The 14,337-nt window shown below is 59.9% G+C and carries 18 protein-coding genes and 1 pseudogene; 10 read left to right on the top strand and 9 right to left on the bottom strand.

Annotated features, from left to right (window positions below; genetic code table 11):
- Positions 1-21: 21 nt before the first annotated feature.
- Positions 22-153 (bottom strand): annotated as a pseudogene (locus tag C6P64_RS15290) (transposase); the annotation flags it as partial.
- A gap of 76 nt (positions 154-229) precedes the next feature.
- On the bottom strand, positions 230-475 hold the full coding sequence (locus C6P64_RS15285; protein ID WP_056277463.1) for a DUF2798 domain-containing protein: 246 nt from the start codon (positions 473-475) through the stop codon (positions 230-232).
- 151 nt (positions 476-626) lie between these two features.
- Between C6P64_RS15285 and C6P64_RS15280 the strand changes: the two genes are divergently transcribed.
- The 5 genes from C6P64_RS15280 (at position 627) to tnpC (ending at position 5,356) form a co-directional block, all read left to right on the top strand.
- Entirely contained in the window at positions 627-1,958 is a 1,332-nt protein-coding gene (locus C6P64_RS15280; RefSeq protein ID WP_105749408.1) for a Rieske 2Fe-2S domain-containing protein, read from the top strand.
- Entirely contained in the window at positions 1,958-2,947 is a 990-nt protein-coding gene (locus tag C6P64_RS15275) for a substrate-binding domain-containing protein (protein WP_056277459.1), read from the top strand. Before C6P64_RS15280 ends, C6P64_RS15275 begins: the two co-directional genes overlap by 1 nt.
- Positions 2,948-3,026: 79 nt before the next feature.
- The gene (gene tnpA, locus C6P64_RS15270) at positions 3,027-3,419 is read left to right on the top strand and encodes an IS66-like element accessory protein TnpA (RefSeq protein ID WP_105749407.1); all 393 of its coding nucleotides are present in this window, start codon (positions 3,027-3,029) and stop codon (positions 3,417-3,419) included.
- Positions 3,416-3,748, top strand: a complete 333-nt coding sequence (gene tnpB / locus C6P64_RS15265) for an IS66 family insertion sequence element accessory protein TnpB (protein ID WP_146115946.1) — start codon at positions 3,416-3,418, stop codon at positions 3,746-3,748. Before tnpA ends, tnpB begins: the two co-directional genes overlap by 4 nt.
- An 81-nt stretch (positions 3,749-3,829) precedes the next feature.
- Positions 3,830-5,356, top strand: a complete 1,527-nt coding sequence (gene tnpC, locus C6P64_RS15260) for an IS66 family transposase (protein ID WP_105749406.1) — start codon at positions 3,830-3,832, stop codon at positions 5,354-5,356.
- Positions 5,357-5,476: 120 nt separating this feature from the next.
- Here tnpC and C6P64_RS15255 read toward each other — a convergent pair whose 3' ends face one another.
- From C6P64_RS15255 to C6P64_RS15245, 3 genes are read right to left on the bottom strand one after another with little or no spacing between them, the layout of a single operon-like run.
- Positions 5,477-5,992 carry a MarR family winged helix-turn-helix transcriptional regulator gene (locus C6P64_RS15255; RefSeq protein WP_056277456.1) on the bottom strand — a complete coding sequence of 172 codons (516 nt, stop codon included), beginning with the start codon at positions 5,990-5,992 and terminating at the stop codon, positions 5,477-5,479.
- An 8-nt stretch (positions 5,993-6,000) separates the two neighbouring features.
- Positions 6,001-7,194: a Gfo/Idh/MocA family protein gene (locus C6P64_RS15250; protein WP_308331090.1), complete on the bottom strand. Its 1,194-nt coding sequence runs from the start codon at positions 7,192-7,194 to the stop codon at positions 6,001-6,003.
- Positions 7,195-7,202: 8 nt separating this feature from the next.
- On the bottom strand, positions 7,203-8,165 hold the full coding sequence (locus C6P64_RS15245; RefSeq protein WP_105749405.1) for a PDR/VanB family oxidoreductase: 963 nt from the start codon (positions 8,163-8,165) through the stop codon (positions 7,203-7,205).
- 180 nt (positions 8,166-8,345) lie between these two features.
- Between C6P64_RS15245 and C6P64_RS15240 the strand changes: the two genes are divergently transcribed.
- From C6P64_RS15240 to nadC, 4 genes are read left to right on the top strand one after another with little or no spacing between them, the layout of a single operon-like run.
- On the top strand, positions 8,346-9,317 hold the full coding sequence (locus tag C6P64_RS15240) for a Bug family tripartite tricarboxylate transporter substrate binding protein (RefSeq protein WP_056277446.1): 972 nt from the start codon (positions 8,346-8,348) through the stop codon (positions 9,315-9,317).
- Positions 9,314-10,072 carry a TSUP family transporter gene (locus C6P64_RS15235; RefSeq protein ID WP_056277443.1) on the top strand — a complete coding sequence of 253 codons (759 nt, stop codon included), beginning with the start codon at positions 9,314-9,316 and terminating at the stop codon, positions 10,070-10,072. Before C6P64_RS15240 ends, C6P64_RS15235 begins: the two co-directional genes overlap by 4 nt.
- 59 nt (positions 10,073-10,131) lie before the next feature.
- Complete coding sequence (locus tag C6P64_RS15230; RefSeq protein WP_105749404.1) at positions 10,132-10,587, top strand: bacteriohemerythrin; 456 nt, start codon at positions 10,132-10,134, stop codon at positions 10,585-10,587.
- A gap of 22 nt (positions 10,588-10,609) precedes the next feature.
- Positions 10,610-11,461, top strand: a complete 852-nt coding sequence (gene nadC / locus C6P64_RS15225) for a carboxylating nicotinate-nucleotide diphosphorylase (protein WP_105749403.1) — start codon at positions 10,610-10,612, stop codon at positions 11,459-11,461.
- Between the two features lie 153 nt (positions 11,462-11,614).
- On the opposite strand, the gene C6P64_RS15220 is transcribed toward nadC, so the two are convergent.
- From C6P64_RS15220 to C6P64_RS15210, 3 genes are read right to left on the bottom strand one after another with little or no spacing between them, the layout of a single operon-like run.
- Entirely contained in the window at positions 11,615-12,589 is a 975-nt protein-coding gene (locus tag C6P64_RS15220) for a PDR/VanB family oxidoreductase (protein WP_105749402.1), read from the bottom strand.
- A gap of 3 nt (positions 12,590-12,592) precedes the next feature.
- A complete protein-coding gene (locus C6P64_RS15215; RefSeq protein ID WP_105749401.1) occupies positions 12,593-13,372 on the bottom strand; it encodes an SDR family NAD(P)-dependent oxidoreductase in 780 nt (259 codons plus the stop codon).
- 6 nt (positions 13,373-13,378) lie between these two features.
- On the bottom strand, positions 13,379-13,672 hold the full coding sequence (locus C6P64_RS15210; protein ID WP_245911755.1) for a tripartite tricarboxylate transporter substrate-binding protein: 294 nt from the start codon (positions 13,670-13,672) through the stop codon (positions 13,379-13,381).
- Here C6P64_RS15210 and C6P64_RS18620 point away from each other — a divergent pair.
- Entirely contained in the window at positions 13,557-14,033 is a 477-nt protein-coding gene (locus tag C6P64_RS18620) for an IclR family transcriptional regulator (RefSeq protein WP_105749400.1), read from the top strand. The genes C6P64_RS15210 and C6P64_RS18620 overlap by 116 nt on opposite strands.
- A 23-nt stretch (positions 14,034-14,056) precedes the next feature.
- Here the strand turns inward: C6P64_RS18620 and C6P64_RS15200 are convergent, their stop codons facing one another.
- Positions 14,057-14,329 (bottom strand): oxidoreductase C-terminal domain-containing protein, encoded by a 273-nt coding sequence (locus tag C6P64_RS15200; RefSeq protein WP_170073123.1) that lies wholly within the window; start codon positions 14,327-14,329, stop codon positions 14,057-14,059.
- Positions 14,330-14,337: the final 8 nt, after the last annotated feature.

Raw genomic sequence — 14,337 nt, 5'->3', positions numbered from 1 at the left:
CTCAATTTACGCAACAGAGCCTTTGGCGCGCCATTTGTAAAACGTGGCCTGGCTGAAGCCGCCACTGCGGCACAGCTCAGGGATGGCCATGCCTGCTTCGGCCTGCCGCAGGAAGCCAATGATTTGTTCTTCGCTGAATCTGCTCTTCTTCATGTCCGTCATTCTCCTGGGTTGACGGACTTCTCTCGTTTACCGTGGTACGTTTGGCGGGGGGCAGGTCAAAGTCATTTCATGTGTCACCTGCGTTCGTGGCCACGGTCTTTGAGACGAGATAGAGGACCAGCGGACGTACCAAGACGACGCATGCGAAGGCCACTGGCATGGCGATTACGTAGGTACTCAGTACCCGTTGAATGAACTGGGTGTCAACTCCGGTGTTGATGGCCGTTAGGAGCAGACACATCATGAAGGCAATGATGGTTGCCATGTAGAACGCAAACGCGAGCGAACTGAATTTGTAAGGAAGCTTTCTCATGCTGTAGAGGGCCTTCGCCCTAGGTGGTTGCTGAGACAAAGAGACTGGCAGAGGCAGTGGTAAGGGATAACCCTTGAAAAAATACTTAGATATCGAAGTATACTTCAACGCAGTGCCTCCTTGCACTTTCCCATCCTTACAGGAGATTTCCATGATTACGCATGAAGAAAACGATCTGCTGTGCCGTGTTGAAAACGGTGCACCCATGGGGCAACTGATGCGCCGGCATTGGGTTCCTATCTGTCTAATCGAAGAGGTCTCCGAGCCAGATGGGACGCCCGTCAAAGCCCGCATCCTCGGAGAAGATCTCGTGGTTTTCCGAAACACGGACGGCGAAGTTGGTGTCATGGATGAGTACTGTCCTCACCGCAGAGCATCGCTGGTGTTCGGACGCAATGAAGAGGGTGGTCTTCGCTGCCTCTATCACGGCTGGAAGATGGATGTGAACGGGAACGTCACGGAAATGTCCTCCGAGCCCGAGGCCAGTGGCATGCTGGAGAAGGTCAAGCACAAGGCCTATCCGACCAAGGAGTGGGGTGGTTTCGTCTGGGCCTACATGGGGGCGGCTGAGACCATGCCGGAGTTCGAGCCTCCCCGTTGGGCGCCCACGGCGGACACGCGTGTGAGCGTTGCCAAGGTGATCATTCCTGTGAACTGGGCTCAGATCCTTGAAGGTGCGATTGACTCTGCCCACAGCTCGAGTCTGCACAGCTCGGACATGGTCCCTGCGCGTGTCGATGGTGCCAAAGCCACGGACAAAAACTGGTTGCGCCCCTCGACCGACAAAGCGCCGCGGATGCAAGTGCAGCGCGCCAGCTTCGGATTCCGTTACGCTGCGGTGCGACGGCCGATCTTCAACGCGCAGACGCACGACTATGTGCGTACGACGGTTTTCGTTGCGCCATGGACGGTGCTGATCCCGCCCAACAACTTGTACAACGTGGCGAACGTGAATGTGCCGGTGGATGACACCAATACCTGCTTCTACTTCATTGGTTGGGGTCATCCGTCGCAGACCCCGGAGACGGCGACCTGGCGCAAGTTCCTGGGCCAGACCGTGGGGGTGGACCTGGATGAGCAATACCGTCCGCTGCGCAACTACGAAAATCGCTTCTGGCAAGACCGTCAGGCGATGAAGAGCGGAAACTTCACGGGCATCTCCGGCATTCCGAATCAGGATATGGCCATGTGGATCACCATGGGGAAAATCGCCGATCGAAGCCACGACCGGCTGGGTGCCAGCGACATGGCCATCGTCGAGTTTCGCAAACAGATGGTGGACGCTGTTCAAGCTTTCCAGGCGACAGGCGAGGCCATCGGAACCGGAGAGAAGCGCATCCCGAAAGAAGTGTGTTCGTTCCAGGGCGTCATTCCCAAGACAGTCGACTGGCGTACCCATGAAGTGAGCTACGTATGGCTTGAAGGTCAGGACAGTCCAGAGATGGATCGCTCCTACGTGGTGACAGAGGGGGCGAACGCTTGATGTCAAAGCTGCACATATCGGTCGCCATGGGCGACTACGACCGAAACCGTGCTCTGTACGACGGGCGTGTCCAGATCGATGGATGCGACCCGGTGTACATGTTGCTGAATCCCGAGGAGATGTTTTTTCGGGCCATGCGGAGCCGGGATTTCGACATTACCGAGCTCTCCTTTTCCAGCTACCTGGTCAAGCACGCCAAAGGCGAGAGCCCTTATATCGCCGTGCCGGTTTTTCTGTCACGCGCCTTCCGGCATACCTCTATCTATGTTCGGAAGGACCGCATCAAAAAGCCTGAAGACCTCAAGGGCTGCCGTATTGGCGTGCCGGAGTATCAACTGACTGCGGTGGTTTGGGCACGGTCGATCTTGCAGGACGACTATGGCGTGAATCCCGAGGATGTGACCTGGGTCAGAGGCGGAATCGACACGCCCGGACGTCCGGAGAAGATCAAACTGGATCTTCCTCCGGGCGTGACCATTGAGGCCGCTCCGGCAGGGCATACCATCTCCGACCTGCTCGACAAAGGTGAGATCGATGCTTTTATCGCACCACGACCACCCAGCGGAGCGGCGTTGAGTAACCCAAATGTGGCTTGGCTGTTCGATGATCCGACTACGGTGGCAAAGGACTACTACCGGCGGACAGGCATCTTTCCCATCATGCACGTGGTGGGCATTCGCAAAGAGCTCGCAGAGCAGAACCGCTGGTTGCCGGCAGCCGTTTTCAAGGCCTTTGGTGAATCCAAGGCGAAGGCCTTGGAGCTCTTGGCGGATACCTCTGCCACCAAGGTAACGCTGCCGTTTGTGGAAGAACAGCTCAAGGCGGCACGTGAAACGCTTGGAAACGACTTCTGGTCATACGGGGTGGAGCCCAATCGAAAGACGATTGAAGCGTTCTTGCATCACCACCATGCGCAAGGCTTGTCGTGCAGAAAAGTGGGTTTGGATGAGCTCTTTCACCCGTCTACCTACGAGAGTTACAGCATCTGAGTAACCGTCCGGCAAACCCCACCTTGAAAGCTGCCTTGTCCTGAAGGATGCTTGTGTCCGCTTATCTACACGCGGACACATGGACACCAACATCGCCCACCCCCCAGCCGACCGCCAGCGTCGGCGTCATTCCCCCGAGTTCCGGGCCTCTGTCATCCAGGCTTGTTTGCAACCCGGCGTCTCGATTGCCGCCGTGGCCTTGGCTAACGGCCTCAATGCCAACATGGTTCGCAAGTGGGTCATTGAGGAGCGCAAGCGATCCCTGCCGGCACAGGCTCACCCGTCCCAACTTGTTGCAGATCGTGGCTCGCCGCCTGCACCGGCTTTCGTGCCGCTGGCTTTGCCTGCTCCGTCTGCTGCGTCAGGGACCATTCAAATCGAGCTACGCCGTGGCGAGGCGACGGTCAGCGTGAACTGGCCGGTGTCGGCTGCAGACGAGTGCGCCGCCTGGCTGCGGGAGTGGCTGCGGTGATCCGAGTCGACGCGGTCTGGCTGGCCAGCGAGCCGCTGGACATGCGAGCCGGCACCGACACGGCCCTGGCCCGGGTGGTGGCGGTCTTTGGTGCGGCACAGCCGCACCACGCCTACCTGTTCGCCAACAAGCGCGCCAACCGCCTCAAGGTGCTGGTGCACGACGGCATCGGCATCTGGCTGGCCGCGCGCCGGCTGCACCAGGGCAAGTTCGTCTGGCCGGCGACCGGCCAGCCCAACGCAGGACTGTGTCGTGCCCAACTCGATGCCCTCGTGCTGGGTCTGCCCTGGCAGCGCGTGGGCCAGGACGGTGTGATCACCGTGATCTGAATCGTCACGACTCCAGCGCTGCCTGGCAATCGGGGGATATGCCGATGGTGGCCAGGGCAGCCATCGGGCACACTTGTTTCCATGATCCTGGCTCCAGAGTCCCTGTCCGAACTCAGCGCCGAGCAGATGCGCGAGATGCTCGGCCGGCTCATGGGCGACCTGCGGCACAAGCAGGCGATCATCGACAAGCTCACGCACGAGAACGCTGTGCTCAAGCGGCTCAAGTTCGCCGCCCAGTCCGAGCGCTTCAGCCCCGAGCAGCGCAGCCTGCTCGAGGAGTCGCTTGATGCCGACTTGCAGGCCGTGGCCGAGGAGCTCGAAGCGCTTGCGCCGCCCACCCCTGAGGGCCAGGCCAAGCAGCAGCCCAAGCGCCGGCCGCTGCCGGCTCACCTGCCCAGGCGCGAGATCCGCCACGACCCTGAATCCACCACCTGCGCCTGCGGCTGCCAGATGAAGCGCATCGGCGAGGACGTCAGCGAGAAGCTCGACTACGTCCCGGGCACGTTCACCGTCGAGCGCCACATCCGCGGCAAGTGGGCCTGCGCCCAGTGCGAGAAGATTGTGCAGGCGCCGGTCGAGCCGCACGTGATCGACAAGGGCATTCCGACCGCGGGCCTCGTGGCCCATGTGATGGTGGCCAAGTACGCCGATCACCAGCCTCTCTACCGCCTGGAACCCATCTTCGGACGCGCCGGCTTCCCCGTCCCGCGCTCGACCCTGGCGCAGTGGGTAGGCACCTGCGGCGTGCGACTGCAGCCGCTGGTCGACGCCCTCAAGGCCGTGGTGCTGCGCCACGGCGTGCTGCACGCCGACGAGACGCCGGTGCAGATGCTCAAGCCCGGCAACGGCAAGACGCATCGCGCCTACCTCTGGGCCTACGCTGCGGGGGCCTTCGAAGACCTCAAGGCTGTGGTCTACGATTTCTGCGAGTCGCGCGCCGGCGTGCATGCGCGCGAGTTCCTCGGCGACTGGCAGGGCACCTTGGTCTGCGACGACTACTCCGGCTACAAGGAGGGGTTCAAGTCGGGCAAGATCATCGAGGCTGGCTGCCTGGCACACGCGCGGCGCAAGTTCTTCGACCTGCACGCAGCCAACAAAAGCCAGATCGCCGGGTTCGCGCTCGAGCAGTTCGGCAAGATTTACGAGATCGAGCGTCAGGTCAAGGGCCTGGAGGCCGAGGAAAGAAAGTCGATACGACAGCAGCAGACGAAGCCCGTGCTTGACGCCCTGCACGAATGGATGCTGCTGCAGCGCCAGAAGGTGCCGGGCAACTCAGCCACTGCCAAGGCACTGGACTACAGCCTCAACCGCTGGGTGGCGCTGACGCGCTTCGTCGACGATGGGCAACTGCCCGTGGACAACAACTGGGTCGAGAACCGGATCCGTCCGATTGCCCAAGGAAGGGCCAATTGGCTCTTCGCAGGCTCGCTGCGTGCGGGCCAGCGCGCGGCCGCCATCATGAGCTTGATCCAGTCGGCGCGCATGAACGGGCATGACCCCTATGCCTACCTCAAGGACGTCTTGACCCGGCTGCCCACGCACAAGGCCAGCCAGATCGAGGAGCTGTTGCCGCACCGCTGGAAGCCCGCCGGCGGCACCGGCGCCTGAGTGTCAGTCACGCCCCCCCGTGCTGGCGGTTCAGAGTTCAGGATGGGGTTTGCCGGACGCTTACGCATCTGAGGCGCTCTTGCCCATGCAAGCAACCGAAGATTGGTGACCTACTGCGCTTCAGTCGCCCGCGTCGCCCACTAGAGTGGCGCGGGTTTCTTCTTCATGTGCCAAGTTTTCAATCATCCTCACCAACGCATTCCTCACCAAAGAAAGCGTGCGATCGGGAAGTCCATCGGCACTGATCTCGTTGACCTCTTCCGCCAAGGGCACAAGTACATGTTCAAGTGAGCGCCCAGCATCGGTCAAGTAAACGTGCATGTTCTTCTTGTTGCCGGGAAGGTGCCTGCGTTCAATGAAACCCATTCGCTCCATGGCTTTCACGGCCGAGAAGGTCGTCGGCTCCATCACGCCCGCCAGATCGCTCAGCTCCTTCTGGGTCAGTCCGTCGCGAATCCAAAGGATTCGGAGGAACGTCCAGTGTCCAAATGACACGCCGAAGGGTGATAGACGATACTGAAGCGCACGCATCTGAGCCCGCGCAACATCACGGACTAGATGGGCGAGACGATCGTTGGGGACCGATTCTCGCCAGTGATGAAGAAGGCTTTGTGTTTCTATGGATTTGCTGGTCATTGGGAGCGTCAACGCCGAATGGCGGGTACTGCGGCTTGGTGCTCCAAAATGATAGCGCCTCCTTTCTTGCTCGATTCGAGGATCGCCAGACACACTTCCATCGTTGCCATGGACCAGGCGCCAGAATGGGTAGGCGCTGCACCTTCCCTGGCCACTGACCACATTTCGTCCACGACCTCTGAACGTTGAACCGCCTGCGGTGGCAGCGCATCAAGGTGTACGCCATGGACGTCGTGAATTTCTACGCCATAGGGCGTCAAACGGAGGTCTGCCTGTTCGCAGCAGGCGATGACAGGCCCGAAGTGTTGAAAGGCGGTAGGTGCGCCTCTAAGATCTGGTACGTAGTCCGGTCCACCAAAATTCCGGTTGGCTTTCCGACGGGCTTCGGCAATTTCGTCTTGTGTACTCAGGTACTTTTCTCGGGTGAGTCGGTGGGTGTCGGTGTTCTTTGGCCACCCCATCTCGCCGACGCCGCCCATCCACGGGTCGGTGTCAAAGAAACCGTACCCGTTGTAGGTCACGCTGGCAAAGGCGCCGGAACGAAAGTTCAGAATGGCGGTGTACGCTCCCTCGGTGGGGCGCTGCCGGTCCCACCCCCCGGTTCTAGCGTAGACGGAAGCGACCTCTCCTCCGGCAAGCAATCGAACGATATCGATCTGGTGTGCCGCCTGGCTGAAGACAACACCACCCCCTTTCGTTGTATCCAGTTCTTCCGGACGTCTTGGCCGGTAGAGGAAGTCGGTGAAGTTCATGGCTTGAATCATGCGGACACGACCAAACCGCCCCGACTCAATGATTGAGCGCGCGCGCAACACTGGGGCATTGAAACTGTGGCTGTGACCCACGATCAGCTGTGTGCCTGCTTGTTCGCAGGTCTCCCGCATGCGCTCGCATTCCGAAAGCGACAACGCCATGGGCTTTTCGACGAGCGCGTGTTTCCCATGCTTGGCAGCAAGACGTACATGTTCTTCGTGCAACTGGTGAGGCGTTGCGACATAGATCCATTCGACGTTCGGGTCTGCGCAGAGTGCGTCTGCAGAGGTGTGCGCGACACCACCGAACGCTTTCGAAAAAGCCGCTGAAGCACCTGCATTGGTATCGAAGCAAGCGACCAGATCGATGCGGGGGTCTTTGCTGAGGGTTGGAATCATCAACGTAAATGCGCGTCCAAGTCCTAGGACGCCAAGCTTGATCGGTTGCATCGTTGCCATCACAGGTCGAGGACAAGCGTGTCGGACTTCGCTCTGGAGACGCAAACCATGATGTGATCTTCCTGCTCTTCCGGGAGCAATGCCAGATCTCGGTGATCCGCCTCACCCTTGAGCAACCGGACTTTGCATGAGCCGCATGTTCCGCTCTCACACGAACTCGGCACCCTGATGCCATGGTCTCGTAACGCGTCCAGGATACTGCGGTTGGCCAGTACCAGTAGCGTCTTGCCAGCTTTGGCCAACTCGACCTCGAATGGTTTGTCGTCTGCGTGGGGTTTCGTATCCGCACCGAAGCTCTCGAAATGCACCGCACTGCTGGGCCAGTGCCCAGTCATGTCCTTGACCTCATCCATCAAACGCTTGGGGCCACAGCAGTAGACATGCACACCCGCCTGAGGTTTCTCGAAAACGGACCACAAGTCGAATGTCTTTGCGGGATCGCCGTGGGTGTGATGGACAACCACACTGCTGGCAAGTTCAGGCGAGCGCAGCTCGTTCAGAAAGGCGGCTGACTCAGGTGTGCGAGTCAGGTAGTAGAGCTTGAAACTGCGCAAGCCTTCCGCTCGCAGTGAATGGATCATGGCGCGCATCGGCGTAATGCCTATGCCGCCCGCTACGAGGATGAAACTCTTCGCCTTGTCGCTCAGCCCGAACAAATTGCTTGGGGTGCCGGCCATGAGCGTATCCCCCACGTTCACCTCATCGACCAGACTCTGCGATCCCCCCCGGCCGTCCGCTTCTCGTTTGACCGCGAGCTGATAGTGGTCTGCCTCATCGGGGTTACTGCACAGAGAGTAGTGGCGCATCGCCCCATTGGGAACCCGTACAGCAATGTGCGCTCCCGCCGTGAAGCGGGCCAGAGGCAAAGAGTCAGGGGATTTCAGTTCGAAAAGAACGGTGTCTGTAGCGATGAACTCCTTGTGGGTCACCAAGAGGGGGCGCATTGTCTCGTCTGTAGTCATGGTCTGTGATCTTGCTTAGAAAACATGGTGGTATCCACTCTTGACAAAGGGCAAACAAGAGGGAAAAATTGATTATCTTAGTTATCTAATAAAAAAACAAGCACTGTCGCACATGCTCTTTCCGGGGGCAAGGCAGAAGTGCTTGCTGATTCGCTTCAACCCCACCAACGGAGACAATCCATGAAACGACGTTTTTTTGCTGCCTTGGCTGTGACGACCATCCTTGCGTGCAGTCTTTCGCAGGCGCAGGCGAGTGACTTCCCCAACCGCCCGGTCAAGTTCATCGTGCCCTATGCTCCTGGCGGCTTGCCTGACACCGTGGCGCGGGTCATCGCGCAAAAGCTCTCGGAGCGGATGAAGCAGGGCTTTGTGGTGGAAAACAAGCCCGGGGGTAACGGCGTCGTGTCGGTACAAACACTCGCCGCGCTGCCGGCCGACGGGTATAGCTTCATTGTTTCCGATGGCTCCATGCTGTCCATTACTCCGCAGATCAACAAGGCGGCCAAGTACGCTGTCGGACAGGATCTGCAGGCTGTGTCGCTGATTGCCCGCTCGCCTTTGTTCTTGGTGGCGCACCCTAAAAGTGGAGTCAAGACCTTTCAGGAGTTTGTGGCTCGCGCCAAGAAGGAGCCTGGAGCGTTCACCTATGGGTCTTCGGGGATTGGAAGCACGCACCACCTCACAATGGAAGCTTTGAAGTCGGAGCTTGGACTTTCAATGGTCCACGTTCCGTTCCGTGGATCGAGTCAGTCGGTTCCGGCGCTGGTTGGGGGGCAAGTGGACTTCTTGTTTGCCGCTTTGCCGTCCATGTTGGGGTTCGTAAAAAGTGGTCAGGTCATTGTGTTGGCCAGCAACGCACCCAAGCGTTCAGCTTCTGCTTCCGATACCCCTTCGATTGCAGAAACCATCCCGGGGTTTGACTTTTCAGTCTCCGTTGGCGTGCTGGCACGAACGGGGACTCCACCTGAGATCTCCAAAAAGGTGGCTGATGAGATTGCACAAGTTGTGAAACTACCTGATGTCATCGAGAAGTTCCAGATCGCCGGTATCGAACCCGTAGGGGCTGGTGGCGATGTCTACCGGAAAGTCATCGAGCAAGAAAATCAAGCAATGGCGAAAGCAGGAAAGCACGCAGAGCTCAAAGCTGAATGATGCCTGTCGATGGTGTTGCTTTGTCCCTCCTTGTACTTTGGTTCGCATGCTTTGGAGCCATCGTGCTGGGGGGGCTGGTCAAGGGAACTCTGGGAGTGGGGCTGCCGCTTGTGGTGCTTCCCTTGCTGTCGCTTCTTCTACCTGCACCAAGGGCGATGGGACTGCTCGTCATGCCGGTCCTGCTTTCGAATCTGTGGCAGGCCATTGAAGGCAAGAGGCTGAATGAGGGATTGCGGCGTTTTGGTGGCTTGTTGGTCTGCCAGTTCGTCGCGACGCTTGCAGCTATCCATTTAACAAGGAACTTGTCTGTGCAGGGCTTCAATGTTCTGCTAGCAATCGTCGTGATGGTCGCCGTAGGAATGATGGCCGTTGGAGCAACTTTTCGGGTGAACCCTAGCCAGGAGCGGTGGATGGGGCCTCTGGTTGGCGGGGTCGCAGGCGTAATGGCTGGCGTCTCGACCTTGACGGGCCCCATACTCATTGCCTACCTCTTGGCACTCAAGCTGCACAAAGACGAGTTCATCAGGTCCATCAGCATCATCTATCTTCTAGGTTCTGTACCCATGTACGGGACCATGATGTGGTACGGACGCTTTGGTTGGACGGAGGTCGCTCTGTCCTGCCTCGCCCTGATTCCCATGTTCGTCGGCCTTCGAATGGGAAGATTGCTTCGTCATCGGCTCAGTGAAACCGTGTTTCGACGTCTGCTGCTGGGGCTGCTGACCGCGCTCTCCGTGTTGCTCATCACCAAGTAACCACATCTGACCACATGGAGCAGGGGAGAACTGTTTCCTTTTTATGAGTAACGTGACCAATGAATTCAGCAATCAGTTGGGATGATGGCTACCTTCTTGGGTTCACACCCATGGATTTGGTACACCGGGAGTTCGTCGACTGTGTGGCGGCGCTTCAACGGGCAGAAGAAGCCGACCTGGAGGGCGTACTCAACACGCTTGCCCGGCACTGTGAAGAGCATTTCGAGATGGAAAACCGCTGGATGTGCGAAACCGACTTTCCTGCCAGCGAGTGTCACATCAACGAACACGCCGCCGTGTTGAAAAGCATCCATGAGGTCGGGCAACAACTGGCCAGCGGCAACGTGGCTGTGTGCCGCCGACTGGGTAGCGAGCTGGCCACCTGGTTCCCTGGTCATGCGGACTACCTCGACTCAGCCTTGGCGCACTGGATGTGCAAACGCACACTGGGCGGGAAGCCTGTGGTTCTGCGTCGTAACATCAGGAGCAACGAGTCTGCTCCTGAGCAAACCTAAAACATATCCAACACTTTTTCACATGAAGACTTTTGAAGAGCAAGTTCACGCGGATGTCCAACGCACACTGGAAGAGGATGTGGGCACGGGAGACTTGACGGCGGCGCTCATCCCAGCGGATCGCAAGGCCGTTGCCACCATCATCTGCAGGGAATCCGCCGTCATCTGTGGTCGTCCCTGGGTCAACGAGGTGCTTCGTCAAACCGCTCCTACTGCCCAGATTCAATGGCTTCTCAATGACGGTGAACGGTGTGAACCTGGTCAAAAAGTCGTTGAGATCCAAGGCCTGGCTCGAGAGTTACTGACCGCTGAGCGAACATGTTTGAACTGGCTGCAAACACTCAGTGCCGTTGCGACCAAGACGGCTCAGTATGTCAATGCGGTGGAGGGTACTGCCGCGAGCATTCTGGACACCAGAAAAACGATACCTGGATTGCGGACGGCACAAAAATATGCCGTGCGATGCGGTGGCGGAATGAACCATCGCATGGGGTTGTTCGATGCGATTTTGATCAAAGAGAATCACATCGCTGCGGCTGGAGGACTGACTGCTGCGTTCAATGCTGCGCTCAAGGTCGAGTCACTTGTCTCGTTCATTCAAGTAGAAGTCGAAACCCTTCGGCAACTCGAGGAGGCCCTCGACGCTGGCGTGAAGATGGTGTTGCTGGACAACATGTCTCTCGAAGACATCAGAGCCTCTGTGAAGTTGGCCAAAGGGCGATGCAGTCTAGAGATATCTGGCGGAGTCACCTTTGAAAACCTTCGGACGTATGCCGAAACGGGTGTGGACCGAATCTCTGTCGGAGCGCTGATCAAGGATGTCAAGGCCGTGGATTTTTCCATGCGTTTCCAAGACAAACCCGTTGAGCAATAGTGAGCTCAGGTTTTCGAAAATCGGGGGTTGTCCTGGGATAACGTTGAAGTCCGCTTAAAAGCCTGACCGTCCAAGTACTAGGGGGACAGTTCATTCCCGGAGCGGTTCATTGTCGGCCGCGACTGAGTGATTGCTCTGACCGAAATACTGACGTCAAGCATCAAGTACAAGGCAGCCCGAGCGGCAGGAAGAGACGCAGATCATCATGGATTTGTTGGCTGCGCGCTCCTGCTTGGACAGCAGTTGGTCGCGGTGATCGATATCGCCCGAGATGACCTTGGTCTCGCAGGCGCCACACACGCCCTCGCGGCAGCTGTGGTCGGGGCTGAGGCCCGCCTCAATGAGTGCGTCGAGCAGGGTCACACCGGGCGGCACCTGGACCGTTCGGCCGCTTCTGCGCAGTTCCACGGTGTAGCCGCTGGCGGGAATCGCGGGTGCGGTCGTCGGGGTGGCGGCAAAGCGTTCCAGGTGTACGTTCTGCTGGCCCAAGCGCTCGCAGGCGCGTTCATAGGCATCGAGCATGGGGCCGGGGCCGCAGCAATAGAAGTGGGTGCCCGGCGGATGGTCGGCGAGCAGGCGTTCGAGGTCAGGTGGGCCACCTTGCTCGTCGTCGAAATGACATCTCAGAGAAAGTCGGAAGTCGTGAGTCTCAACCAGCGCTTCACCCTCGGCCAGGAAGGCCGCCTCAGAGCGGCTTCGCGCGCAATAGACGAGCTGCGCCTCGCGCCCGAGCGCTGCGAGGCGCCGCAGCATGGCGTAGACCGGTGTGATGCCAATGCCCCCGGCCAGCAGCACGCTGCGTGGCGCGGCCTCGTCCAGCCGGAAGTGGTTGCGCGGCGCACCGATGGCGATGGTCTGGCCCACGCGAAGCTGCTCGTGTACGAAGCGTGAGCCGCCTCGGCTGTGGCGGTCGTTGAGCACCGCCACAGCATAGCGATGGGTCTCGCCCGGATTGACCAGGGAGTAGCTGCGCACCAGGCCGTTGCCCAAGTGCAGGTCGATGTGCGCGCCGGCCTCGACGGCGGGGAACGCGGCGGCAGGCGGCACCGGGCGCAGTTCGACACCGACGATACCCGGGGCTTCGTGGCGCATCTGGAAGACGAGCGCCTGCAGAGTTTTTGTGACCATGGCTTACATGATGTGCAGGCCGCCATCGACCATCAGCGTGGTGCCGGTGATGAATGAGGCCTCGCCGGATGCGAGCCAGAGGATGGGCCAGGCGATCTCGGCGGGGTCGGCCCAGCGGCCAACCAGCGAGGTGTCCTTGCGTTCGTTCTTGAGCTGTTCGACGCTCTTGCCAGCATGGTTCGCGCGGCCGAGGTGGAAGTCGGTCAGCGTCGAGCCCGGGCAGACGGCATTGGCGCGGACACCGTGCGGTGCCTCCTCGAAGGCCAGCGTGCGCGTATAGGCCAACTGCGCAGCCTTCGTTGCATCGTACAGCGCCATGCCCTTGCGGCCGGTGACCGCGTAGCATGAGGACACGTTGACGATGCTGCCGACACCCGAGCGCCTCAGCGCCGGCAGCGCCGCGCGGCAGTAGTTGGACATGCCCACCAGGTTGACGCCGACCATGGCCTGCCATTCGTCGGGCGTGGCATCGGCGGCGGCGCTGTAGTTGCGCATGGCCGCGTTATTGACCAAGATGTCCAGTCCGCCCCAAAGCGTGGCGCATTGCGTTACCGCCGCGTGCGCGGCCGCCTCGTCGGCCACGTCGGCCGCGACGCAAGCCAGCCGCGTGCCAGGCTGTGCCTGCTCGATCGCGGCGCGCGTGCGCTCAAGGGCCTGCGCATTCGCGTCCACCATCAGCACGGCCGCGCCTTCGCGGCTGAAGATCGAGGCGGCGGCTGCACCGATGCCGGCACCAGCGCCAGTGATCAGCGCGGTGCGCCCCGCCAGTCGGGAAGTGCTCATCTCAGTTCACTCCACCTTGGCGCCAGTGCTCTTGATGACCTTGCCCCAGCGCGTGATCTCGGTGCCGATCCAGTCGCTGAACTCGCGGGGTGTGGTGGCAACAACTTCAAACTCCATCTCGTGCAGCCGCTTCTGAATCTCAGGCGACTTCAGGATGCGGACGATCTCCGCGTGGTAACGACCAATGATCTCTGGTGGCGTGTGGGAGCAGACCGGCGAGACTGTCGCGCTGCTGGTGCACCACGGCCGGGAGCGGGTCTGTGTGGCCGAGATGCCCAGCCCGCAGCCGCTGAGTTTCAAGCGCGGCGTGGGCCACAGCGAGAGCGTGATCCAGGGCGCGAGCGGGCGAGCGATTCTGGCTTTCGTGAAGGACGCGGCGAGCTACCTCGATGGCAAGGTGCCGCCCAATCAGCAGCCAGCCTACCTCGAAGGGCTGGCCCGCATCCGCGAGGCGGGCTATGCCATCAGCCGCGACGAACTCATCAAGGGCGCCGTGGCCATGGCGGTGCCGTTCCGCGCCGCAGGCGGCAAAGTCATGGGGTCGCTCGTCGTCTACGGACCTAGCGCCCGTCTGGACGACGCGCGGGTGCAGCAGATTGTGGCGCTGCTGCTGGACGCCTCGCGCGAGCTTTCAGCGAAAGCCGGCGCGACAACCGATTGAACTCTGCCAATTGGCGCAAGGGTTCACGCTGCGCGCTCAAGCTTGTCGAGGCGCACCGATGGATCTGCGATCACATCTGGAGACGGACAAGTCCCCTGCTTGAGCCAGCGCTTGGCGACCTTGATGTCCCGCGGCGCATTGACCGAGATCACGCTGTGCAATCGCTCGCCCGAGAACTGGAACACGGAGAACTGGCCCGACTCCACTGATCCGCGCTGAATGCCTTCCACATCGTTCAGCGGTATCCCCAGCACCTGTATGTTCAGGTTGTACTGATCGGACCGGCTTTGTTGCAATATTCAAA

This window comes from Malikia granosa, assembly GCF_002980595.1.
GTDB lineage: Bacteria > Pseudomonadota > Gammaproteobacteria > Burkholderiales > Burkholderiaceae_C > Malikia > Malikia granosa.
This window is presented reverse-complemented; position numbering and strand designations above follow the sequence as displayed.